The following is a 22,121-nucleotide window of genomic DNA, read 5'->3' as shown; positions in this document are numbered from 1 at the left end:
AACAGACAGCACTGCTATTCCCGCACCTTGTAATTCAGTCGGCGCGATAGGAGCCAGCGGACGCCGAACATGTCCATGGTGGCCCGCACGGCCCGGTTGCCCAGGCCGTACTTGCTCTGGCCAAATTTGCGCGGCCGATGGTTCACGGGCACTTCGACCAGCCGATAGCCGGCGCCTTTGACCAGGGCCGGGATAAACCGGTGCATCCCCTTGAACGGCACGAGCGCGGCAATGCATTCCCGCTTCATCGCCTTCAACGTGCAACCGGTGTCGCGCACCCCGTCTTTCGTGAACCGGCTCCGGACGAAATTCGCGACGCGGCTGGTTATGCGCTTCACCACCGTGTCCTTGCGTTGCGCGCGATAACCACAAACCAGGTCGGCGCCCCGCTCGATCTCGGCGAGCAGCTTCGGAATATCGGCCGGATCGTTTTGCAGGTCGCCGTCAAGAAGCACGGCCACCGCGCCGCGGGCGGCGTTGAGCCCGGCAAACATCGCGGCGCTCTGGCCGGCATTACGCTCGAATTGCACCAGCCGAACGCGCGGATCGGCCGCGATCCGTTCCACGGTTTGATCGCGCGACCCGTCATCGACGAAAATGATTTCGTAATCGAGAGCACGGAGCGCGTTCGTCAGCTCCGCCTGGAGAATCGGCACGTTCTCCTCTTCGTTGAACAGCGGCACGACTACCGAAACCGCGGGCGACCCAGGGCTCATAGCGGCAGTGTCCGATAGTTGCGGCAGAAAAACACCTGCCACTCTCGCATTTTCGCGCCAAACCGGGTGACCTCAATGGTGGCGATGCGGTCGACCGACTGAAACCCCACGCGAATATTGTGCGGCACGAGAACGCCTTTGCCGCTCTGGATGTAGAGCGCGCTTCGGCCCGTGAACAGGTTTACTCCCTCTTCCTCGGTGTAAACTTCGGCGTCAGGCCGCGGCGTGTTCGGCGATGTCTCCACAAACTGGTCGTAACGCGGCCAGAACGAAAACTGGTTCTGGATATCCTGTGATTCGACGATGTAAACCGGCGGATGGCCCGGGCCTTCGACCCGTCTCTGCTCGAAGTAGAACGCCATTTCCGAAGCGCGATCGCGCTGGTCGGCAATCACGAAAAGCTGCTCGTTGCTCTTCGTCTCGAGTTCGCCCCGAATCCTTTCCACGGCGCGAGAGGCGGATTTCCAGCCCCGGACGCTGTCAGCCGGGTCGCGGTGATGGGGAAACGGAAGGCCCAGGGAACGCAACAGGTCGGTATCCAGAACGAAGAGGCTGAAGACGAGTCCGACCACGATTGCTGTGGCCAGAAATCGGGCCGCGCCGCGGCTCGAGGTGAGCTTCTCCGTCCAGAAAGCGGCCGCGAGCACCGCCAGGCTGAGGAAAGCGAGCACATCCCAGTTCGGCGCAGCCTGGTCGTTGATTGAGACGAGCAGATAGAACACGAAGACCGGCAGGCCGAACCAGAAAAGAAACAACACCTTGGTTTGCTGCCGGGCGCGCCGCCAGTTTGCGATCACCGCCCAGGCCAGGGCGAGAAAAAGCAGCGGCGAAAAGCTCAGGAAATGGGCGCCCAGAAATCCGAGCACTTCGAGCGGGCGAAACCCGAGCGGTTGATCGAGTCCGCCCCGCGATTGGAGATGACTGGCTGTGACCCAGGCGTGGTCGTAGTTCCAGAGTAAGGGCGGCGCCAGACAAACAAGAAAGGCCGCGAGCAGAACATAAAGCCCGGGCCGCTTGAACTCGCGCCGGTGCCGCGGGACGAGAGCGAGGACGAGAAGAATCGAAACAAGCTCGAACGCGTTGGTGTATTTGCAGAGAAATCCAAGGCCGACTAGCAACCCGGTCCCGGCCCAAAGCCAGAGCGCAGTGGGCGTTCGTTCGAGTGCCATCCAGAACGCATACATCGCCGAGACCCAGAAAAAGATGGAGAGCGGATCAATCGTCATCACCGCGTTGCCGACATGGAAGAGCGGCACGGCGTTCAAGGCGGTAACGAGCCAGAAAGCGGCGCGCTCGTTGAACAAGCGCCGGGTAAAGTAGTAGAGCAGCAGGCAGGTCGCAGCGCCGATGACCGGACTCCAAAAGCGGACCCCGAACTCGCTGTCGCCGAAGAGAGCGGTGCTGGCGCGAATCGCGAAGGCGATCCCCGGACCCTTGCTGAAATAGGCCGGGGCGAGGCGCTCCGACCACATCCAATAGTGCGCCTCGTCGAAGGATAATTCCGTGGTGCTCAGCATGGTCAGTCGAATGACCGTGAGACCAAGAACGAAAAACCAGACTGCCCGCGTATGGCTCATGAGTGATCGATCAGGCGTGGATGACGGGCGAAGAGTTCCGGGACCCACCGGCGGCCGAATGCTTTCCACAAAGACTCAAGCAGCGCCATCATGACGAGCGCCACGCCCGCCGCCATGAAGGCCGTCCCAACTACATCACTCGGCCAGTGCGCCCCCAGGTAAATTCGGGAATAGGCGACCGAGGCCGCGACAAAAAAATAAAGCCATCCCCAGTGGCGAAAAAAGAGCACACACATGGTCCCGATAATCACGTTATCGGTCACGTGGCCGGAGGGAAAGGAAGGGCCGGATTTGTTGTGGTCAGTTTGATCGGAGGTCCGGATCGTTGGTTTCCGGAAAAGGGTGAGAAAGGCAGGTTGAGTTCGTTCCAATTGGACCATTCGGACCGGCTGCGCCTGTTTGGGCCGCTTGCGATCGACGGCACTTTTGAGGGTGCGAACGAGGAATTGCTCGGAGAAAACCAAGGTGATGAGCAGACAGACCACGAAGGCGCGGCCCTTGAAGCCCATGAAAACCAGCGCGTAGATGGCCAGGCCAATCAGGAGCGGCTGCCAGATTTCCACATCGCTCACCGCGGCCATGAACAAGTCGAGCGCCGGACTCGTCCATTGTTCGTTGATAAGGTGAAAAATGAACTGGTCCATTCCGGTGCGCCCAAACGATAGAGGATTCGTTGGAACGTTAAAGTGTTGAAACGACCAGCCATTGCAGCGGCCTGAACCCTGAACGATTTAGAAATATGCGCCGGCTCAATTTCCTCGTCCCTGCCCTGTCGCTCATGGCGGGATCCTTTTTCGCCGCCGAGTTGCCCGAGGCCAGAGACATCCTGGAATCGGTCAGGCTTCGCCAGGCCCAGCAGGAAATCGAACTGCAGGGGCAGTTGCGCGAAAATGACAAAATCATTCCTTTTCGCCTGACCCAAACGGGGCCGCTCATCCGCTACAGTTTCTCGAACCCCGACGAGACGCTGCAATTGCGCCTGGGGGACAACGACTCCCGCCTGGAGGAAGTCACTCGCGGCGGCACCGAAAAGATCAGTGCGGCGCAGTTCGACCACAAGGTGCGGGGCACGGGGATAAGTTACGAGGACCTGGCGCTGAAATTCCTCTACTGGCCAGATGCGCGGGTCACGGGAGAAAACTCCATCCGCACCCGCAATTGCTGGAAATTGGAATTGAAGGCGCCCTCGCGCCAATCGCAGTACGGCACTGTCTGGCTTTGGGTCGACAAAAATGGGGGCGCGCTGATGCGAGTGGAGGGTTACGATTTGAAAGGCCAGCTCGCCAAACGTTTTGAAGTCATCTCCGCGCAAAAGATCGAGGGTCGCTGGTTTCTGAAACAGATGCGGATCGAGGAGTTCGTTCCCGGCACCGGCAAGGTGCAGACGCGGACCTACCTGGAGATCAACAAGTAGGTCACATTCGCTGGCGCAGTTTCATCCGATGGAGTAAAAAGGGGGCGCATGAAACGGATTTGTTTGGTTGCCGCCGCGGCAACTTTGACCGGGATCGTCGCCGCCGCCGGGCAAGATACGCCACCGGAGGGGACCGATCAGATCGCGGATTTCACCGTCTACGCTGGCGCGGCGCCGCGTTCGATCGACGTAGCGACCGCCTATCCGGATGCGGGCGTGACCGACGCCGTCCGGATGACAACAGTCGCCGGTAATATCGACATCGAGCTTTTCGGGCGAGACAAACCGATCACGGTCACCAATTTCCTGAAATACGTTGACCAGGGCCGCTACTTCATCGACGACCCGACGACGCACCAGTTGGCTTCGAGTTTCATCCATCGTTCCCAACCCAACTTCGTGATCCAAGGCGGCGGTTTCCTTGGCACGGTGAATTCTCAAAACACAGCGATCCAACCCACCCAGGTCCTGACGTTTCCCGCGATCCAAAACGAACCCGGGATTTCCAATCAGCGTGGAACAATCGCGATGGCAAAAATTGGAAACGATCCCAATAGCGCGACCAGTCAGTGGTTCATCAACCTGGCGGATAATGGTGGCCCGCCGACCAATCTCGATACGCAAAACGGCGGGTTCACAGTCTTCGGACGGGTTGTCGGCAATGGCATGACGGTTGCAGATTCCATTGCCGGTCTCCCGCGTTACAATTTCTCCGCCGCCGATCCTAACTTTTCCAGTTTGCCGCTTCGGAACTACAATGGCACGTCCGCAGTCCAGGTGGCGAACCTCGTCTCCATTCCGGCCATCACCCACATCGTGCCGCTTACCGCCATGAGCGACAACGGAAACGTCAGCGTGGCGGTTAGCGGATCAAAGGTTTTGGTGAGCGGAGTCACCGTGGGCACGTCGCACGTGACCGTGACGACCACCGATCTCGACGGTGGAACGAATTCACAGATGTTCACCGTAACGGTCGTAGCCGCACCGGGCCGGCCGGTGAATCTTTCGACCCGGATGCAGGTGGGGACGGGCGACAACGCCTTGATCGCGGGGTTCATCATGCGCGGCTCCGCCGCAAAACGGCTGGTCATTCGCGCGCTCGGTCCATCGACGGGGCTCGGCGGCGCCATTGCCAACCCAACTCTCGAGTTACACGACGCCACCGGCGCGACGATCGCCACCAACGACAACTGGGGCGACGCCGCCAATAAACAGGACGTGATCGATTTTGGATTCGCGCCCAGTTCGCCTAACGAATCGGTGATCCTTACCACCGTGCCGTCGGACCCTTCGGCCGCGATTTACACCGCCGTCATGCGCGGCGCGAACAACACCACCGGCCTCGGGGTCGTGGAGGTCTACGATATCGATAGCGGCCCGGGATCCACCTTGCTCAACATCGCGACGCGGGGACAGGTGGGCACCGATCCCAACGCCCTCATCGGCGGATTTATCATGGGCGGAACAGAACCAAAACAGATCCTGGTGCGAGCCACTGGCCCGTCGCTCACCGCGTTTGGGGTCCCCAATGCCTTGGCCGATCCGATCCTCGAACTGCGCGACATGAACGGCGCGCTAATTGATTCGAATGACAACTGGATGGACAGCCCGCAGAAACCGCAGATCCAGGCCAGCGGTCTGGCTCCGAGCGACCTGAAGGAATCGGCCGTTCTGCGAACCCTCGCCGCCGGCGCATACACCGCCATAGTGCACGGGGTCAGCAACGGGACCGGCGTCGGGACGGTGCAGATTTATCAACTGAACTGAAACGCGTCATTCTGTAGCGGCGGTCTCTGACCGTCGGCTGTGAGCGTTTAAGAATCCGTTGTTTCGGCAATGGTCGACGGTCAGAGACCGCCGCTACAGGGTAATTATTCTTCCCCCGCGCCCTGCACGATTTGCGCGAAGCTGCGGGGGTCGAGGCTCGCGCCGCCGACCAGAGCGCCGTCGATGTCGGGTTGCGACATCAGTTTTCGGGCGTTGTCCGGCTTCACGCTGCCGCCGTATTGGATCCGGACTTTGTCAGCCGTCGCGTCATCGGAAATTTCGCCGAGCACTTTCCGGATAAACGCATGGGCTTCCTGGGCCTGCTCCGCCGTGGCGGTCTTGCCGGTGCCGATGGCCCAGACCGGCTCGTAGGCAACCACCGTTTCCTGGAGTTCCTTCGCGCCTAACCCGGCCAGACTGCCCTTGAGTTGCGTCGTGAGGACTTTCTCCACTTCGCCCGCTTCGCGTTGCGCGAGACTTTCGCCCACACAGAGGATCGGCCGGAGCATCGCCTCGTGCGCCGCCTGGACCTTGCGGTTCACGACCTCGTCGGTCTCGCCGAACAACGTCCGGCGTTCGCTATGGCCGAGCACGACGTAGCGCACGAAAAGATCGCGCAACATCGCGGGGCTGATCTCGCCCGTGAACGCGCCCGAGCGTTCCCAATGCATGTTCTGGGCGCCGACCTTGATGTGCTGCGCGTTCTCGAGCGCAGTGTTGACCGGCGCAATCGCGGTGAAGGGCGGGATGATCACGACCTCCACGTCGCGCGACTCACCAATCTCGAGCAGGAACGTCGAGACAAACGAAGTCGCCTCGGTCTGCGTCATGTTCATCTTCCAATTCGCGGCAACAATTTTCTTTCTCATGGGAAGTTCGGGTTAGAATTGGAAATAGATGAAAGGCGCGTAGCGCGGGGGGATAAATAAGAGCACGACGGCAAAGGCGCAACCATAGCCGGCGGCGAAAACCAACGGCGACGGCCGGCGCCACCACTTCGCAAAAACACCGCGAAAATTCAGATAGTGCACGAAGCCGAGCGCGGCCACGATCCAGAGCATCCAGGCCCCGAGACTCTTCGTTCCGACGCCCGGCAGAAATAGAAAGCTGCGCAGCGCCGGCCCGGCATGCTGGAGATCAACCGCCCGGAAGAAAATCCAGGCGAAGCAGACCCAGTAAACCGTGAAAGCCCAGGCGAACCAGCCTCCGAGGGACTGCGGTCCTTTCGGAAGACGATGTTTTTGCATCTCCTGAGCGGTGGGAAGCAGGTCTCTGCGACGGGTCCGCGCGCGATGGACAATTAATGCCAGCCCGTGCAGGCCGCCCCAGATCACGAACGTCCAGGCGCCGCCGTGCCAAAGCCCGCCGAGGAGCATCGTGATCATGATGTTGCGATAAACAAACCAGGCCGGCCCGCGATTTCCTCCCAGCGGAATGTAGAGATAATCGCGCAGCCAGCTTGACAGGCTGATGTGCCAGCGATGCCAGAAGTCCGCGATGTTCGCGGCGAAATACGGGAACCGGAAATTGACCGGCAACTCGTAGCCGAGCAATCCGGCAGTCGCGATGGCCATGTCGGTGTAACCGGAGAAATCGCAATAGATTTGGATCGCGTAGAAGAGCACCGCGACCCACGCGCTCGGCATGGTGAAATCCCATGGCGCGTCAAAGTAACGATCCACGAACGGCGCGACCGCATCCGCGATGCAGGCCTTCTTGATGAATCCGGTGAGAAACAGAACCAACGCGCCGCGCACATCGACATTGGCAAATCGGCGAACGCTGAGCAATTGCGGGAGGAACTGGGAAGCGCGCACGATCGGACCCGCGACCATCTGCGGGAAAAATCCGATGAAGCAGGCGAGATCGAGCAGGCTCCGGACCGGCTCCAGTTTTCGCCGGTAAACGTCGATGGTGTAGCTCATCGAGTGGAACGTGTAAAAGCTCACGCCGACCGGGATGACGATGTTGAGCGTGTGCAGGCTTGCGGGCAATCCGAGCCAGGCGAGCAGCGCCGCCGCGGAAGTAATAAAGAAATTGTAATACTTGAAGAAGGCGATCGTGCCCAGGTTCAGGCAGAGGCTCATGATCAACCAGCCCCGGCGCTTTCCCGGATCCTCCGTCCGCGCCAGCATCGCGCCAACGAAGTAATCGAGCGCGCTCGAGGCCATGATCAGGAAAAGAAATTTCCAGTTCCAGCAGGCGTAGAAGAAATAGCTGCAAACGAGCAGCCAGATTTTGCGGCTCCGGTTCTCGCGCAGCGACCAGTAAACCGCGAAGACCGCGAGAAAGAACCAGAAGAAACGGAACTCGACGAAAAGCATGCGCTTATGGTTGGCGGACGCGGCCGACGAATTCCCGCGCGAGCGTGCGACAGAAATCTTCGGCGCCCGCCTGGGTCAGGTGGCCGTCGTCGATCCGGATCTTCGGTTCGTAGAACTGCGGATATTTCCGGGCATCGTTGAACACGAGGACCGGCGCCGGCGGCGACTGGCGAAAGACCGTCTTTTTTTGAAAAATGACTGGGGTCACGACAAAGACCGGCGCCGCGCCCGCGGCGCGGATTCGGGCGGCGGCATCGCGGTAACCCCGCTCCGTGGTAGGATCGAGATACTTCTGCGTGGCGCCTGAAAGTTCTTTGGCGAGGCGTTGCTGAAAGCTAACCGTCTTCTCAGCCGACATGGCGTCGCCCCCGGTTCGATAACCGTCGTTGTGCGGCCCGAGCTCGGACGCCGCCTCGGCATAGCGTTCGCGTTCGGCCGCCGGCAGGAGATCGTGCACGCGACCGACGTTAGCGAATTGTTTTCCGAAAAGGGTCAGGTTCGAGATGAAATCCCGCCGGGCCAGCCAGAGGCGGCTGCCCTTGATGTACCACTTCGCGTCGCCGCGCGGGTCCAAAGCTCTTTTCAGGGTCAGCTTCGTCCGCGGCCAGTCATGCCAGTAAACCGCTCGCTGGGTCCCGAGAATGTTGTCCCATCTCGTCTGGAGATCACCCAGCTCGAGCACTACCCATTTCAGGTTCCGCGGCCGGCTCTGGAGGATCTGCTGAAGGACATAGAAATTTTCGGGCGGATGCATCCCGTCGATTCCGAAATTGAAGCTGCGCGTGGGCAGGCCGTTGTCTCGCGTCGTGGCGTCGAAGATTTCCGGCGACACGGAATAGTAAAGCCGGCTCGTGCCGACAATGACGGTGTCGAACTCGTCCTTGTGCTCCGAAAAATATTTGAGCTTCGCCGCGACGCCCTTCGGGATCATTGGCGGCAGGAGCGCATGGATCAGTGCGCTTGTCGTGACGAAGGCTACCAACGCGATAACCGCGAAGAGGAAATTCCTAGCGAGTTGTTTGCTCACCTGCTTCGTAATCGTGCTCCTGCTCGTGCTCGTGCTCGGTCTTTTAAACGATGCTTTCGAGCACGATTACGATCATCTATGGGCGGTCGCTCAGCGCAGCGATCCCCGGCAGTTCTTTTCCCTCGAGGAGCTCAAGCGAAGCCCCGCCGCCGGTCGAGATGAAAGTCATCTTGTCGCCGAGCCCGGCCTGTTTCACCGCCGTGACGGAATCGCCACCGCCGATAATCGTTGTCGCCTTGGAGCGGGCCAGCGCGTCCGCGATGGCATTCGTGCCGTTGGCAAAGGAGGGAATCTCGAAAACCCCGACCGGCCCATTCCAGAGAATCGTTTTTGCGCCGGCGATCTCGTCTTCGTAAAGACTGATGGTCGCGTGGCCAATATCGACGGCCTGCCAGCCTTCGGTAATTCCGTGGGTGGGTGAAACGCGGCTCGTATTCCGGCCCGAGGAGCCCGCTTCCACTTTTTGCGTTTCGAGGGCATCGACCGGCAGCAGGAAACGCACTCCTTTTTGCTTCGCGAGCTCCATGATCTCACGCGCCAGGTCAAGCTTGTCCGCTTCCACCCGGCTACTCCCGACCGGAACCCCTTGCGCTTTCCAAAACGTGTTCGCCATGGCGCCGCCAATCAGAATCGCGTCGGCTTTCTCCATCAGCGCTTTGATCACGCCGATCTTGTCCGAAACCTTCGACCCCCCCAGGATCACGACAAACGGCTTCGCCGGTTTCGCCAGCTCATGGGAAAGATACTGGATTTCTTTCTCCATCAGGAAACCCATGGCGGATTGCCTGACGAACTTCGTGATGCCCGCCGTGCTGGCGTGGGCGCGATGGGCCGCGCCAAAGGCGTCGTTCACGTAGAGGTCGCCGAGCTGGGCGAGCGCTTCCGCGAACACCGGGTCGTTCGCTTCTTCCCCGGAATGAAAGCGAACGTTTTCCAGCAAAGTCACGTCGCCCTCTTTCATGTCGCGAATGATCGCCTCCGGAATCGCCCCGATGGTGTCATGGCTGAACGCCACCGGATGGTTGATGAGCGTGTGGAGATAATCGCCCACTGGCCGCAGCGAATATTTCTCGACCGGCTTCCCTTTCGGCCGGCCAAAGTGCGCCATCAGGATTGTCTTGGCGCCCTGTTCACGCAGGTAATTGATCGTCGGCAGGCTCTCGCGAATCCGCGTGTCGTCCGTAATCGCGATTTTCCCGTCGCGCTCTTCCGTCGGCACGTTGAAGTCGACGCGGACCAGCACGCGCTGCCCACGGACTTCGAGATCGCGGAGGGTGAGCTTGTTCATTGGAGTAATGGAGTAGTGGAGTAATGGAGGGTTGGCAGAGAAGGAATCATTACTCCATCACTCCACTACTCCATTGCCGCCCGCAGGCTATTTCCCGAGCAACTCCAGCATCTGGACGCAACGATTGCTGTAACCCCACTCGTTGTCGTACCACCCGACGATCTTCACAAACTTGCCGCCGTGGGTCATGGTCAGCTTGCTGTCGAAAATGCAGGAGTGCGGGTTGCCCACGATGTCGATCGAGACCAGTGGCTCGTCGCTGTATTCGAGGATGTTCTGGTAACGCTTGCTCGCGGCCGCCTCCTTAAAGGCGTTGTTGATTGAATCAACCGTCGCGTCCTTCTCGACGATCGCGGTGAAATCTGTCACCGAACCGTCAGGCGTCGGAACGCGAAAGGCGCCGCCGTTTAACTTCCCGTTCAACGCCGGAATCACTTCGCCGATCGCTTTCGCCGCACCGGTGCTCGACGGGATGATGCTGACCGCGCCCGCCCGGGCCCGGCGCAAATCTTCGTGCGGCAGATCGAGGATGCGCTGGTCGTTCGTGTAACTGTGAATCGTGCTCATGAATCCGTTCACGATCCCGAAGTTGTCGTGGAGCACTTTCGCCATCGAAGCGAGGCAGTTCGTGGTGCAGCTCGCGTTCGAGATGATGAAATGCTTGCTCCCGTCGTAGAGATCGTCATTGATCCCGAGACAAAGGGTGAGATCCGGGTTCTTCGCCGGAGCGCTGATCAGGACCCGTTTCGCGCCGCCCTTGGTCAGGTGAAGCTCCGCCTTGTCGCGGCTGGTGAAAAAGCCGGTCGATTCCAGGACGACGTCGACCCCGAGGTCTTTCCAGGGAAGATTGCCCGGGTCGCGCTCTTTCAGGACCTTAATTTTGTGTCCGCGGACGATGATGTTTTCCGGATCGTAGCCGATCTCGCCGTCAAATTTCCCGTGAACCGAGTCCCATTTTAGGAGGTGGGCGAGGGTGTGGGTATCAGTGAGATCGTTAATCGCCGCGATGCGTTTGACGTCGCTTTGGTCCATTGCGCGGAGGACGTTGCGACCGATTCGGCCGAAGCCGTTGATGCCATAGGTTGCCATAGGAAAGAGTGGTTGAGTTGAGCCGCCCGGTTTCCGGGAGCGGGTAAGTTACTAATTGTGCCGAATCGGGAACGCAAATAGGAAACGTGGCGGGTATTTGAACGGAAATGCCGGTATTTCGTCCAAGGAGTTTCGTGAAGATTGAATTCATCGGCGCGTTCGTCGCCCTTCTGGCCCTCGCACCTATCCAATCCGCCCAGCCGGCGAAAGGCGATGCTTCGAAAATGATAACGATCGTGGCGCTCGGCGATAGTTTGACGGCCGGTTTTGGCCTGTCGCGCAAACAGGCTTACCCGGCGCTGATTGGCGAGAAAATGCGCGCGGCCGGTTACGATTTCGAGATCGTCAATGCCGGTTCCAGCGGCGACACCACCGCGGGAGGGCTACGGCGGCTCCCGGCGATTCTGCGGGCGCACAAGCACATCGATATCCTCATCGTCGAGCTCGGGATCAACGACGCGTTTCGCGGCGTCGAGATCGATCAAATCCGGTCCAACCTTCAGGCGATCATCGACCAGGCGCGCGCCCGGCAGCCGGGAATATCGATCGTCCTGGCGGGGATGCAGTTGCCCGGTTACACGAGCGCTGATTACCTGAGCGCGTTTGGGCAAATGTTCGCCACCCTGGCGGAGAAAAATCGCACCTCTCTGATCCCTTATTTTCTCGAAGGCGTCGCCGGCGACCCGAAACTAAACCAATGGGACCGCGTCCACCCCAACGCTGCCGGCCAGAGGGTGCTGGCGGACACTGTCTGGCGCGTCCTCGATCCGTTGGTCCGGAAGATCGCGGCGACACGCCATTAATCTCCAAGGATTCCGTCTTCGCTCGAGCGCCTGAACCGACGCTATCAGTTTTTCGTGCCGGGAGGTTTGGCGACGCCGACAAAAATGACAATACCATCGCCGCCGGGGTTGCCGTGTTGGCCGACGTCGACGTCGAAACTGGGTTTCCAGTTGTTGAGAGCCCAGACGTTCCCGGCCTGGTCGATAAGACAGTTGGTCTGGCGCATAAAGGGAACGAAGCTCGGGGGACGTCCGCGACCATAGAGCGGATGGCCGTTATGAAGGAGCACCTGGCTTCCTGCTGAAGGGAGGGTATATCCGGTAGACGGGGAGATCGAGTCTCCCAAATCTTTACCGGGAGGGCGGGTTTCGGGGTTGGCACCCGCCAGCTTCGAGAGAGCCCCAGGGTAGACGTTGCCCGGTTCCATGGGGCCAAAGTTAGCGACCCACACATTGTCGTCGCCGTCCACCGACACGCTCCACGGGCCGGAAATGCCGCCCTTGGTGAACGGCCCCAACACTTCCGTGCCGTCACAGCTGACGAAATAAACTCCCTGCCCGCCCGAAGCAATCCAGGCGTTGCCCTGAGAGTCAATCGACATGCCCTTGAGCGATTGAAAATGGCCAGTTGGTCCCGCGTCCACCTTGAACTGCCGTGTTAAAGCGCCGCCCTCGATGACATACTTGCAGAGGCTGCCCCGGCTTTCGGCCCTGAGGCCACCACTATGGGTAACCCAGATGCCGCTTCCATCAGGCGTAAGGGCGATGTCGAACGGGCAGTTCTCATCATGCGGGACGGTTTTTTCGTGAGCGGGAAACGAGGACGATCCTGCCGGATCGCCATTTGGAAAGACGACCAGTTGATTGGAGTCGTAGCTCGCGATCCAGATGTTGTTGTCTGGATCCGAAACTATTCCCTGTGCGCGGTTTACGCCGCCGTCGTAGCCTTTTTTTCCCGAGATGGGTGTTCCGTCGCCGTTAAACTGAGAGACGCTGCCATGGACGCCAGGCTTTGGATTGCGGCCACCCCAGCCGAAATTACCCATCCAAACGGTCCCGCGGGTGTCGATCTCGATGCCGAAGCCGCCGCCCAGAATGCCGCCGCCGGTGATGGGGGATTTGGGCGCGCCGTTCTCGCCGTCGGCTGGCTTACCGTTCGGCTTGAGGACGATGTTGTACTGCGCGGACTTCGCATGGCCCTGGCGGACGTTGTTGGTAATCCAGGCATAGCCGTTTTGGTCGAAGATGAGGTTGCCGGGTCCTCCGAAACCCCTCAAGCGATCGCCTGAGTCGTTGACCTTGACCGCGATAGTCCAGGCATCGGGGACCTGCTGGAGCGGCGGATCTAATTGCTGGAGCGACGGCGAGTACATCTCCACGGCTGGGGCGTTGTAGATTTTCGCGACGTTGTTCGCCGGATAGCGGGCCAGGTTGACCAGAGCCTGAAATGTGTCAGTCGGGGCGGTTCCGTCCGGCGGCGTAGTGAGCGCGAACAGTGTCTCGACAGCGCCATCCTGCGATTGGACGCAGGCCGCGAGCAGATTGGCGAGTGAACATGTCGAACGCAGGGAGTTTGTCTCATCCCCGTTGGGAGAATTTAGGAGGACCCGTGAAGAAGCGCCCCTGGCTGGGGAGACCAGGTTGTCGTTCATCCCCGATGCGATCCGCAGCCCGAAAGCGCTGCCCGCGATGAGCCCGTTTTGCGCGAACTGCGCCATGGAGAAGGCGGCGGCTACCGTCGTCAACTCGTTGATAGTAATGGAATCCGGGATGTCCGGACCGATAATCGTGACCAGTTGAACGCCGCCCCCCAGAGTCGCGGTAGCGTAGAAGATGCCGTCGGACACCGTGCCAGAAGGGTTGAGAGAGAACTTGCCGGCGGCATCTGTCTTCGCGGTTCCTACCGCCACGGGCGCATTCGCGCTCGCTTCAAGGACGGTCACGAGCGCGCCAGCAAGAGGCACGGGCTTACCGGTTCCGCCTGACTGAACGGTTCCTGTCATGGGGGGCCTTTTCATCGCAGTATGAAATCAAGCGCCCTCGCAGGTGTCAATTGTCATTTTGCCTAACAAGAGGCCCGTATTCGTGCCTTAAGCCCGCGGCCCTTGCCGGCCTGGAACCTCTCCCCAAACTGCTGCTGAAAAAGTACTTGGCAGAGGGAAGCTCGCCGTCATACTCGAAACAGACCCCGATTCCATGACCCTCGTCGCAACCGAAGCTTCCCCGAGCCGACCCAGTCCCGGTCATTCCCCGTTTTCAGCGTTTTGACCAGCCACGGTGCTGCGGCGCAAAGAGATTTCCGAGCAATCCCCAATCAACAGTCCACCCAACCCCGCAGGAGAATCCCCATGCCAACTCCCATTAACACCCCTCCCATTTATCAAAATCCCTTCATGGCCCCCAACGGTTTCAGCGGCATCCATCTCAACTCTTACATGACCGACACCGGGGCCGTGAAAGGTCCGGCCTCCGCGCCGAACCAGACGGTGCAGCAAAAGGTGATTACGCCTCCGGGGATTGCGGCAACCATGGCCTTCAATAACAAGAACCAGCTGGTCACCATCCACATTGGCAGTTCCGACATGCCTGGGGGCGAACCAACCATCCTGTTAATCGACCCCAAGACGCTCAATACCCTGGCCAAAGCCGCGTTGCCGCAACGCCAGCAGAACACCACTGGCAAGATCAGTTTTGCGGGAGGCTATTTCTATCTGGACCAAAACAGCAACGTTGTTTGCGTCACCGCCGACCAACAGATCCGGATCTACTCCACCGGCAACAACCAACTCGTTCAGATCAACGCTTATGGCCTCGTCCGAATGATCGCAATCGACGATGTCTTAAACTCAGTGCTGCCGGACAGCCTCGGTAATATTTGGTATATTTCCAATCAAGGCGGCGTTGGCTACGTGGAAAAGGCCACCCAGGCCATCTATGGAGGCAACGTACGCAATGTCCCCGGGGCGAACTCCGCCGAAACCATCACCAAATCCCTGGCAAGTGACGGCAAAGGAGGGGTCTACATCGTGACGGACTATGCGTTGTATTGTTATAAGGCGTCGCCCAACGGACCGGTAAGCGTTTGGCGGACGACATATGACCGCGGCGATACCACCCAGATAAAGCCCGGCCAAAACCAGATCGGCAGCGGCACGACCCCTACCTGCTTTGACGATTTTCAGGGCAACCAGTTCGTGGCCATCACCGACAACGCCGAATACATGCACGTGAACGTGTATCGGCGCGATACCGGCAAACTCGTGGCCCAGCAGACTGTGTTTACGGAACAGGGGAAACAGAATGCGTGCGAAAATTCACTAATCGCGGTGAACCGGTCAATTATCGTCGAGAATAATTATGGCAACAGTACTATCGGCAGCACCGCCGGCGCCAACATGACGACACCAGGGGTAAACCGGGTCGATTTTGATCCGACGATGGGAAAGTCACAGGTGGTTTGGGCCAACAACACGCTCGCCGTGCCTTCAGTCGTCTCGCAGCTCTCCACCGGGGATGGAATGATCTACACTTATATCAAAGACCCACATGGATGGTATTGGGCTGCCTTGGATTTCCAATACGGGGCACCGGTCAAGGTTTCGCCCTACATCAAGTTCCCCGACCTCGCCGAGCTGGAGGAGGCGAGCAACAATTGGTATTCTGGCCTGACAATAGGACCTGACGGCGCCGCCTATCTCAGCGTCTTTGGCGGCCTCACAGTCTGGCGGCCGGCCTAGGTGCCACGCGCGCTTGGTGCCGCCGAGTTAAACTCTCCCGCGACAACGCAACCCGAACCCACAACTGCTATGGCTCTATCTCACCTGCCAAAAAAACCAAACATCGTTTTCCTCATCACCGACCAGCAATCCTGGATCCAAAACTGGGATCCGAAGTGGGCGAAAAAGAATCTGCCCGCCATGGACCGATTGCTCCAAAACGGCCTGGCCTTCGAGCGCGCGCACTGCAACAGCTGCACCTGCTCGCCCAGCCGCGCCACGCTGTTCACCGGCATGTTTCCGGCGCATCACAAGGTGACCCAGGTGCTGGAATACGACCAGCCCAACAACCCCAAGCAACTCGGCCAGCAAATCCTGCCGGGCAATTACCAGACGATGGCCAGGATGATGAAGGCTGCGGGCTATAACGTGGCTTACAAAGGCAAGTTCCACCTGAACAAGCCGGTCGGGTTTTTTGACCATTTGCAGAACCATGATCAGGGCGATCCGGAGATAAACGGCCAGCTCTACTGGTCGCAGGCGGACGTGAAGAACATTGCTGACAGCTACGGTTTTGAGGAATGGACCTACCCGGACGCGGGAGACGATGCTTCGGTGTTTAACTTCGGAGGCGGTGATATCAACAATGACCGCCGTTTCATCGACGGACTGGGCCAATCCGCCCGCTACGGGTACAACATTCCGGAGAAGGAGCGCGTTGAAGCGAGCGCCCTTCATTACCTCAATCACTACCGGGAACAGCATGGCGAAAAACCGTTCTTCCTGGTGGTGTCACTTGTTAACCCGCACGATGTCTTGTCATATCCGGGGACGGCTATGGCCGCCGTGAAGGTGGGAAACAAGAAAGTCCCGCGTTACAAATACGCCGGCTACCGCGACCGGGACTTCGAGGACATAAAGGTGAAACTCCCCGGCACGCTCCGGGAGAAGCTGGGAACAAAGCCCACCATCCAGAAAAAATGGCGCGAACTGACCCAGGCTGCCGGCCCCATCAAGAGTCGCGCGAAAGCCCGGAAGTACGTGCAATTCTACGCCTACCTCACTTCCCTGGTGGATCAGGAGATCATGAAAGTGTTGGAGGCCCTGGACCGCAATCAGTTCACGGAGGAGACCCTCATCGTGCGAATCAGTGACCATGGCGACATGGCGATGGCCCACGGGATGCAGCGGCAGAAGATGTACAATGTCTACCGCCAGACTCTCAACGTGCCCATGATCTTCTCGAACCCACGGACGTTTCCAAAGGCCCAAACCACCCAGGCCCTGGCCGGACTGATCGACCTGATGCCTACCATGGCCGACATCGCGGGCGTGAAGACCGCCAATTGGACGTTTCAAGGCAAAAGCCTCACGCCCATTCTCGAGAACCCTGGGGCTGAAGTGCAGGATTACGTGCACTACACGTATGACGACGATTACGTCACCACGCCGAAGCCGCAGAAGATGGGGCCTTCGCACATTCGCTGCATCGTGGAAAAGAATTGGAAATACGCCGTCTACTTTGATCCGCATTACGGCCAGAAAGCCGAGTTTGAGATGTATGATCTGCGCAATGACAAAGAGGAGAAAAGGAATCTTGCGGACCGCAGATATGCAACCAAAGCATCCGAGGTCCAGCGGGCCCGACTCCATCGTCGCCTCACGGATGTCATGGAAAAGCTTGGCACAAAACCGGAAACCGTGGTGTGGCCGCCCCTCCACGCTCCCGGTCCGGTGGACCGATCTCGTCTGGTAGGAAAACCTGCGCTGGCCTCCCGAAGAAAAAAATCCGGCAAGCTTCCGCCGTAGCCGCAGGCGGTTTCATAGCCGCGGTCAGTTTGTAAATCGCCCAACACCGAGCGTTCCGGACAGCGTCTCCGAGCCATCCATAAAGTCGGCAGAGTAACCCTCCAAAGCGCGCCAAGTTGACCCGGCGAGGCTTGAGAGTTGCTCAAAGCATCGCCCGAATGTTACAGGCTGCAGCCATGGAGGATTCCAGGTTCTCTCCCTCAGATACGACGTTGAGAAGGTGGTGGCATCGTCATGCCTACATTCTCCCAAGCTTCTTCGTATCGCTGATCGTTTGGTGCTGGTTTGTCACGTGGGGCGATTGGAAATTTTTCCAGCCGGAGGAATTCTGCGGATTCTACGACGCTTACGCGCGCTCCATCCTTCATGGGCATTTCGACGTGCCGCGCTCCGCGATTGGCCTTGAGGCATTCACCTTCGAGGGTAAAACCTACGGGTACTTCGGGATCGCGCCGGCGCTCTTGCGCATTCCACTGGTTCTAATTTTTCCGAACATGGATGGGCAATGGAGCCGCGTAATGATGCTGGCCGCCGCGATGATCAGTTTGATTTGCGCTTACGCCCTGCTTCGAATGTTTCACGGCTCTGAGCGCCAGCCAACGCCCGGCGAGCGCGTCCTGCATTCCATTTTCATTGTGTCTGCCGGCGTCGGCTCGACCGTCGTCTTCCTCATCGGGCGCTCCTATACCTTCCATGAAGCTCTGATGTGGAGCGGAGCGTTTGCCCTTCTTTTTGCCTGGGCGCTCGCGCGCTATTTTCAGCGACCGCAGACGAAATTTCTTCTCCTCGCCGCGGCATTTTCCTTCATGTCGTTTCACAGCCGCGCCACTACTGGCGCAGGCGCAGTCCTCGCCATGGCAATTGTGGCGGCGGTCTTAGCTGTGCGCGCGTCTGGGAAACCCGCATTTGCGGCCGCAATGTTCGGACTTGGCAAGGTGGAGAGATCAGGGAGACAGGCCGCGATCGCCCTGGCGGCCGTCGCAATCACGGCGGCGATCTACTTCGGCGTTGGGTATGCCAAATTCAAAACGTTCGAGCCGATGCCGATGCGCTATTACGACTTCTATAATCAGTTCCCGATCCGGATGCGAATCACCCAGGGGAAACAACTTCATCTCCGAAATGTCCCAAGCGCCATTGCCACCTATTTCGGAGTGCACGGTTTCAGGATCAAGGATGACTTTCCCTGGTTGTATCCTGAAGAAGAACAGACGGTCATTGGCTGGCCGCGCAATGACGTCATTGAACCGTTTTCGACCGTCCCGGTCAGTATGCCGGCGCTGTCGCTTCTCGCCGTAATTGGTATTGCGGCGCTGGGCTCGGGTTCGAATGAATCTCTTAAACGCGCTCGGCTGCCAGCGGTGGCTCTTTTTGCCGGCGGCAGTCTCGTTCTGGCCACAGTGGGGGTTACCGGCCGGTACCTCCACGACTTTTATCCGGCGTTGATCATGTGCGCGGCGGCTGGCGTTGCTCGTCTGGGTTCGAGTCCGCGCCTACGAAGCATCAACGCCCTGGCCGCGGTGCTGGCTGCGGTAAGTATTGTGCTTAACTGCTCCTTTTCTTTCATTCACCAGCGTAAGAATTTCGATACTTCTGAACAACTTCAGCAGAGAGTGAACTCAATTCTAAAGGGCGATTAGAGGATCGCCGGCTGCTGTTGGGTCAGGCAATGAAAGGCGCCCAGGCCCCAGATCAATTCGGTGCAATCGATGGGAATTATGCGACTTGGAGCCGATCTTGCGAAAAGACATTCGGCGCCGCCGCACGAGACTAGATGGCGGACACCTAATTCCAATTTGTTGTCGCCCAGGAAAACCTCTGATATACGGAATCATGTCCCCTTCTACCCCAAATCGTCCTTCGGCGCGGAGCCTATCCATCAAAGTGCCTGCGACAGATCATAATTAATGAACAGGCGGACATTCGCATGGGACGTTTTCATCAGCCACGCTTCCGAAGACAAGGAGCAGGTTGCCCGGCCGTTGGCCGAATGGCTTGAACACTCCTATGGCCTTAAGGTCTGGTTCGATGAACTGGAACTCAAGGCTGGCGACAGCCTCAGAAGATCAATCGACAACGGTCTGGCGAATTCCAAGTTTGGTGTCGTCATTATTAGCAAGAGCTTCATGGCAAAGCAATGGCCTCAGGACGAGTTAGCGGCACTTGCCACTAGGGAGATCGCCGGCAAGAAAGTAATTCTTCCAATATGGCATGATGTGACAAGCGCAGAGGTGAGAAATTGGTCGCCACTTCTTGCTGACAGAGTTGCTTTGAATTGGACGCGCACGCCTCATGCGATGATTAAGGCACTCGTTAGAGCGATGGACCTTCCGTTCTCTGGCAACACGCTTGCGGGCATCTGGCGTGGATCGACTGGAAGACTGCGGTTGATTTACGATGGCGACAACTATAGGACGCCTCTTCAGTTTTACGACGGCGACTACGACTGGAACGCACGAAATTGGTCGGGCCAAATCCGCGGGGCCTTTTCGTCGAGCAGTCGCATCTTTCTGTTTGAATGGTCTTGGATGCAAGGACCTGAACACGGTGTCGGGTTTTTAGAGTTGAACGCTAGAGGGGACAATCTAGTTGGTGGATGGAAAATCGCCGACGACGGACTTGTGTTCGGCGGCTACCGACCCACTGATTACCTAAGTATTGATCCATCAAAGTTCATAGAATTCTCTGAGTTCCCGTTGCGCGAATTTCGAGGAGATTGCAACGCTTGGGCCTTTTCAAGATTGCGGCTCGATGACGACATACAGTAACCAGCAGGTTCAGCCAAAGCTTCGGAGGAACCGAGCGCTTTCTAGTCGGGCCTAAACGATGTTCAAAATCCTGTCGGGTTGCCTTTCCGCGTCGTTCAATCCAGACGGGAACCCACCAACATGGCTAGAACGAACAATGTCGGAATTGCGCGATGCCGATTAAAGAAGCCGCCTTGCGAGGGCTCCCTCGCCTTCGGCGCGTGTCGGGACGACACGCATCAGCCTTCGGTTTCCTCAAATCAACGCGGGTTGTTGTTGGGACAGGCAATGAAAGGCGCCCAGGCCCCAGATCAATTCGGTACAATCGATCGGGACAATGCGGCGACCGGAGAAGAGCTTCGTGAGCGCGGCTTCGGCGACCGAGTCGTTCGGATCGTTAAAGGTCGGAAGCAGAATGCATTCATTGGCGATGTAGAAATTCGCGTAACTGGCCGGTAATCGCAGATCTTCGCGATCGATCCGGGCGGGCATCGGCAGAGTGACAATTTCGAATGGCTCGCCGCGCCATTTCATTTTCCGGAGGCGAACCAGGTTTTCGCGGAGCGGCCCGTAATTCGGGTCGTCACGGTTTTCCTCTACGACGGTGACAATAGTTCGTTCGTTTACGAAGCGCGCCAGATCGTCGACGTGGCCGTCGGTGTCGTCGCCCTCAATTCCTTCCCCGAGCCAGAGGATATCAGTGACGCCAAGGTAATCGCGCAACCGTTCTTCAATCTGCTCGCGTGAAAAAGTCGGGTTCCGGTTCGGATTCAGGAGACATCCTTCCGAGGTTAACAGCGCTCCCGCTCCGTTCACATCGATCGAGCCGCCCTCAAGAATCATCCCCGGATAATGGACGGGGAGGCCGAGGATCTCGGCGACCCGGGTGGGGACGACTTCGTCCAGATCACACGGCGGATACTTGCCGCCCCAGGCGTTGTAATCCCAGTCGACGACCGCGAGACGCGGCGCCTGGTCGCGGGTGAGAAAAATCGGACCGTGGTCCCGGCACCACGGTTCGTTCGTCGGAATTCGGTGAAAGCTGAGACGCTCGCCGGGCAGGCGATCGAGAACCTGGCGCGCTTCGGCCTCATGCGCACCATTGCAGACGTTAATGCAAACCGGCTCCGAGCTAAGGAGTGCTTCCACCATCCGGCGAAAGGTGGGCATCACGCGATCGAAGGCACCCGGGAAACTGATCCCTTCACGCCGTGGCCAGGAAAGCCACGTGGCGGCGTGCGGCTCCCATTCCGCCGGCATCCGATAGCCGAGCGCGGCCGGGACCGTCTTCGGTGATTGCGTTTTATCCATTAGCGCGGTTAGACTTCATTGTGTCGGGCGGCGCCTGCAATCAAAACCAGCAGCAGACACCCGCTCAGTTAGCGAACCGTAATCGAATAAGTATTATGACCATGAAAAAATTCTACCTCACCCTTGTTGCCCTTCTGATCCTGTCTGCCGTAGCCGTGCAGGCCGCATCCCTCAAGCAGTCTATCGCCAGCCTTAATGCCGACGCTCAAAAACCGGGCGGACCAGAGCGCGCCATGAAAAGCATCTCAGCGAGCACCCACGTGCCGGTTGCAACCCTGGAGAAAGAGAAAGCCAAAACGCATCTCAGCCACGGCGACCTTTACGCCGCGCACGCCATCGCCAGCGCCTCGGGCAAGAGTTTCGACCAGATCGCCGCTCTCAAAGCCAAAGGCCAAAGCTGGGAAAAGATCGCCGCCGACAACGGCGTGAGCCTGGATGGCAAGAAAATGGCAACGAACACAACGGCGAAACCAAGTCCGACTCCGCCGCAAAAAACCCTGCGTCAGATTCAAAACGAGCGTTACAGCGGATCGAACTCGGGCCTCTAAACCTGG

The 22,121-nt window shown here is 58.8% G+C and carries 19 protein-coding genes; 8 read left to right on the top strand and 11 right to left on the bottom strand.

Features of this window, described 5'->3' with window-relative positions:
- Positions 1–14: 14 nt before the first annotated feature.
- From VJU77_04115 to VJU77_04105, 3 genes are read right to left on the bottom strand one after another with little or no spacing between them, the layout of a single operon-like run.
- Positions 15–716 carry a glycosyltransferase family 2 protein gene (locus tag VJU77_04115; protein HKP02528.1) on the bottom strand — a complete coding sequence of 234 codons (702 nt, stop codon included), beginning with the start codon at positions 714–716 and terminating at the stop codon, positions 15–17.
- A complete protein-coding gene (locus VJU77_04110) occupies positions 713–2,293 on the bottom strand; it encodes a glycosyltransferase family 39 protein (GenBank protein ID HKP02527.1) in 1,581 nt (526 codons plus the stop codon). The genes VJU77_04115 and VJU77_04110 overlap by 4 nt, the downstream gene beginning before the upstream one ends.
- The gene (locus VJU77_04105) at positions 2,290–2,937 is read right to left on the bottom strand and encodes a phosphatase PAP2 family protein (protein HKP02526.1); all 648 of its coding nucleotides are present in this window, start codon (positions 2,935–2,937) and stop codon (positions 2,290–2,292) included. Before VJU77_04105 ends, VJU77_04110 begins: the two co-directional genes overlap by 4 nt.
- Before the next feature lie 95 nt (positions 2,938–3,032).
- Between VJU77_04105 and VJU77_04100 the strand changes: the two genes are divergently transcribed.
- Both VJU77_04100 and VJU77_04095 read left to right on the top strand, forming a co-directional pair.
- The gene (locus VJU77_04100; protein ID HKP02525.1) at positions 3,033–3,707 is read left to right on the top strand and encodes an outer membrane lipoprotein-sorting protein; all 675 of its coding nucleotides are present in this window, start codon (positions 3,033–3,035) and stop codon (positions 3,705–3,707) included.
- A gap of 48 nt (positions 3,708–3,755) precedes the next feature.
- Positions 3,756–5,474 (top strand): peptidylprolyl isomerase, encoded by a 1,719-nt coding sequence (locus VJU77_04095; protein HKP02524.1) that lies wholly within the window; start codon positions 3,756–3,758, stop codon positions 5,472–5,474.
- Between the two features lie 104 nt (positions 5,475–5,578).
- Here the strand turns inward: VJU77_04095 and tpiA are convergent, their stop codons facing one another.
- The 5 genes from tpiA to gap form a co-directional block, all read right to left on the bottom strand.
- Positions 5,579–6,343, bottom strand: a complete 765-nt coding sequence (gene tpiA, locus VJU77_04090; GenBank protein HKP02523.1) for a triose-phosphate isomerase — start codon at positions 6,341–6,343, stop codon at positions 5,579–5,581.
- Between the two features lie 12 nt (positions 6,344–6,355).
- Entirely contained in the window at positions 6,356–7,798 is a 1,443-nt protein-coding gene (locus VJU77_04085) for an MBOAT family O-acyltransferase (protein HKP02522.1), read from the bottom strand.
- Positions 7,799–7,802: 4 nt separating this feature from the next.
- Positions 7,803–8,825: a hypothetical protein gene (locus tag VJU77_04080; protein HKP02521.1), complete on the bottom strand. Its 1,023-nt coding sequence runs from the start codon at positions 8,823–8,825 to the stop codon at positions 7,803–7,805.
- 76 nt (positions 8,826–8,901) lie between these two features.
- A complete protein-coding gene (locus VJU77_04075; protein HKP02520.1) occupies positions 8,902–10,113 on the bottom strand; it encodes a phosphoglycerate kinase in 1,212 nt (403 codons plus the stop codon).
- Between the two features lie 87 nt (positions 10,114–10,200).
- Complete coding sequence (gap, locus tag VJU77_04070) at positions 10,201–11,202, bottom strand: type I glyceraldehyde-3-phosphate dehydrogenase (GenBank protein HKP02519.1); 1,002 nt, start codon at positions 11,200–11,202, stop codon at positions 10,201–10,203.
- A 134-nt stretch (positions 11,203–11,336) separates the two neighbouring features.
- Here gap and VJU77_04065 point away from each other — a divergent pair, with 134 nt between their 5' ends.
- Positions 11,337–12,005, top strand: coding sequence for an arylesterase (locus VJU77_04065; protein HKP02518.1), 669 nt, complete (start codon positions 11,337–11,339; stop codon positions 12,003–12,005).
- A 44-nt stretch (positions 12,006–12,049) separates the two neighbouring features.
- Here VJU77_04065 and VJU77_04060 read toward each other — a convergent pair whose 3' ends face one another.
- Positions 12,050–14,002, bottom strand: coding sequence for a hypothetical protein (locus VJU77_04060; GenBank protein ID HKP02517.1), 1,953 nt, complete (start codon positions 14,000–14,002; stop codon positions 12,050–12,052).
- Between the two features lie 330 nt (positions 14,003–14,332).
- Here VJU77_04060 and VJU77_04055 point away from each other — a divergent pair, with 330 nt between their 5' ends.
- The 3 genes from VJU77_04055 to VJU77_04045 all read left to right on the top strand — a co-directional run bounded on the left by VJU77_04055 (position 14,333) and on the right by VJU77_04045 (position 19,149).
- Positions 14,333–15,721: a hypothetical protein gene (locus VJU77_04055; GenBank protein ID HKP02516.1), complete on the top strand. Its 1,389-nt coding sequence runs from the start codon at positions 14,333–14,335 to the stop codon at positions 15,719–15,721.
- 69 nt (positions 15,722–15,790) lie between these two features.
- The gene (locus VJU77_04050) at positions 15,791–17,509 is read left to right on the top strand and encodes a sulfatase-like hydrolase/transferase (GenBank protein HKP02515.1); all 1,719 of its coding nucleotides are present in this window, start codon (positions 15,791–15,793) and stop codon (positions 17,507–17,509) included.
- Between the two features lie 176 nt (positions 17,510–17,685).
- Complete coding sequence (locus VJU77_04045; GenBank protein HKP02514.1) at positions 17,686–19,149, top strand: hypothetical protein; 1,464 nt, start codon at positions 17,686–17,688, stop codon at positions 19,147–19,149.
- Here VJU77_04045 and VJU77_04040 read toward each other — a convergent pair.
- Positions 19,146–19,304 carry an agmatine deiminase family protein gene (locus tag VJU77_04040; protein ID HKP02513.1) on the bottom strand — a complete coding sequence of 53 codons (159 nt, stop codon included), beginning with the start codon at positions 19,302–19,304 and terminating at the stop codon, positions 19,146–19,148. The two genes, VJU77_04045 and VJU77_04040, sit on opposite strands and share 4 nt — an antisense overlap.
- Before the next feature lie 112 nt (positions 19,305–19,416).
- On the opposite strand from VJU77_04040, the gene VJU77_04035 reads away from it, so the two are divergent.
- The gene (locus VJU77_04035; GenBank protein ID HKP02512.1) at positions 19,417–20,277 is read left to right on the top strand and encodes a toll/interleukin-1 receptor domain-containing protein; all 861 of its coding nucleotides are present in this window, start codon (positions 19,417–19,419) and stop codon (positions 20,275–20,277) included.
- A gap of 234 nt (positions 20,278–20,511) precedes the next feature.
- Here the strand turns inward: VJU77_04035 and VJU77_04030 are convergent, their stop codons facing one another.
- Positions 20,512–21,567, bottom strand: a complete 1,056-nt coding sequence (locus tag VJU77_04030) for an agmatine deiminase family protein (protein ID HKP02511.1) — start codon at positions 21,565–21,567, stop codon at positions 20,512–20,514.
- A 101-nt stretch (positions 21,568–21,668) separates the two neighbouring features.
- Here VJU77_04030 and VJU77_04025 point away from each other — a divergent pair, with 101 nt between their 5' ends.
- Positions 21,669–22,115 carry a hypothetical protein gene (locus VJU77_04025; protein ID HKP02510.1) on the top strand — a complete coding sequence of 149 codons (447 nt, stop codon included), beginning with the start codon at positions 21,669–21,671 and terminating at the stop codon, positions 22,113–22,115.
- Positions 22,116–22,121 lie beyond the last annotated feature (6 nt).

The organism is Chthoniobacterales bacterium, assembly GCA_035274845.1.
GTDB lineage: Bacteria > Verrucomicrobiota > Verrucomicrobiia > Chthoniobacterales > UBA10450 > AV80.
Note: the sequence above shows the minus strand (reverse complement) of the source record. Positions and strands in the feature narration are given on the sequence as shown.

Bases quoted from the DNA above. Each gene is read 5' to 3' on its own strand.
- VJU77_04115 (HKP02528.1), bottom strand. From the start codon at position 716: ATGAGCCCTGGGTCGCCCGCGGTTTCGGTAGTCGTGCCGCTGTTCAAC.
- VJU77_04110 (HKP02527.1), bottom strand. From the start codon at position 2,293: ATGAGCCATACGCGGGCAGTCTGGTTTTTCGTTCTTGGTCTCACGGTC.
- VJU77_04105 (HKP02526.1), bottom strand. From the start codon at position 2,937: ATGGACCAGTTCATTTTTCACCTTATCAACGAACAATGGACGAGTCCG.
- VJU77_04100 (HKP02525.1), top strand. From the start codon at position 3,033: ATGCGCCGGCTCAATTTCCTCGTCCCTGCCCTGTCGCTCATGGCGGGA.
- VJU77_04095 (HKP02524.1), top strand. From the start codon at position 3,756: ATGAAACGGATTTGTTTGGTTGCCGCCGCGGCAACTTTGACCGGGATC.
- tpiA (HKP02523.1), bottom strand. From the start codon at position 6,343: ATGAGAAAGAAAATTGTTGCCGCGAATTGGAAGATGAACATGACGCAG.
- VJU77_04085 (HKP02522.1), bottom strand. From the start codon at position 7,798: ATGCTTTTCGTCGAGTTCCGTTTCTTCTGGTTCTTTCTCGCGGTCTTC.
- VJU77_04075 (HKP02520.1), bottom strand. From the start codon at position 10,113: ATGAACAAGCTCACCCTCCGCGATCTCGAAGTCCGTGGGCAGCGCGTG.
- gap (HKP02519.1), bottom strand. From the start codon at position 11,202: ATGGCAACCTATGGCATCAACGGCTTCGGCCGAATCGGTCGCAACGTC.
- VJU77_04060 (HKP02517.1), bottom strand. From the start codon at position 14,002: ATGAAAAGGCCCCCCATGACAGGAACCGTTCAGTCAGGCGGAACCGGT.
- VJU77_04055 (HKP02516.1), top strand. From the start codon at position 14,333: ATGCCAACTCCCATTAACACCCCTCCCATTTATCAAAATCCCTTCATG.
- VJU77_04050 (HKP02515.1), top strand. From the start codon at position 15,791: ATGGCTCTATCTCACCTGCCAAAAAAACCAAACATCGTTTTCCTCATC.
- VJU77_04045 (HKP02514.1), top strand. From the start codon at position 17,686: ATGGAGGATTCCAGGTTCTCTCCCTCAGATACGACGTTGAGAAGGTGG.
- VJU77_04035 (HKP02512.1), top strand. From the start codon at position 19,417: ATGAACAGGCGGACATTCGCATGGGACGTTTTCATCAGCCACGCTTCC.
- VJU77_04030 (HKP02511.1), bottom strand. From the start codon at position 21,567: ATGGATAAAACGCAATCACCGAAGACGGTCCCGGCCGCGCTCGGCTAT.
- VJU77_04025 (HKP02510.1), top strand. From the start codon at position 21,669: ATGAAAAAATTCTACCTCACCCTTGTTGCCCTTCTGATCCTGTCTGCC.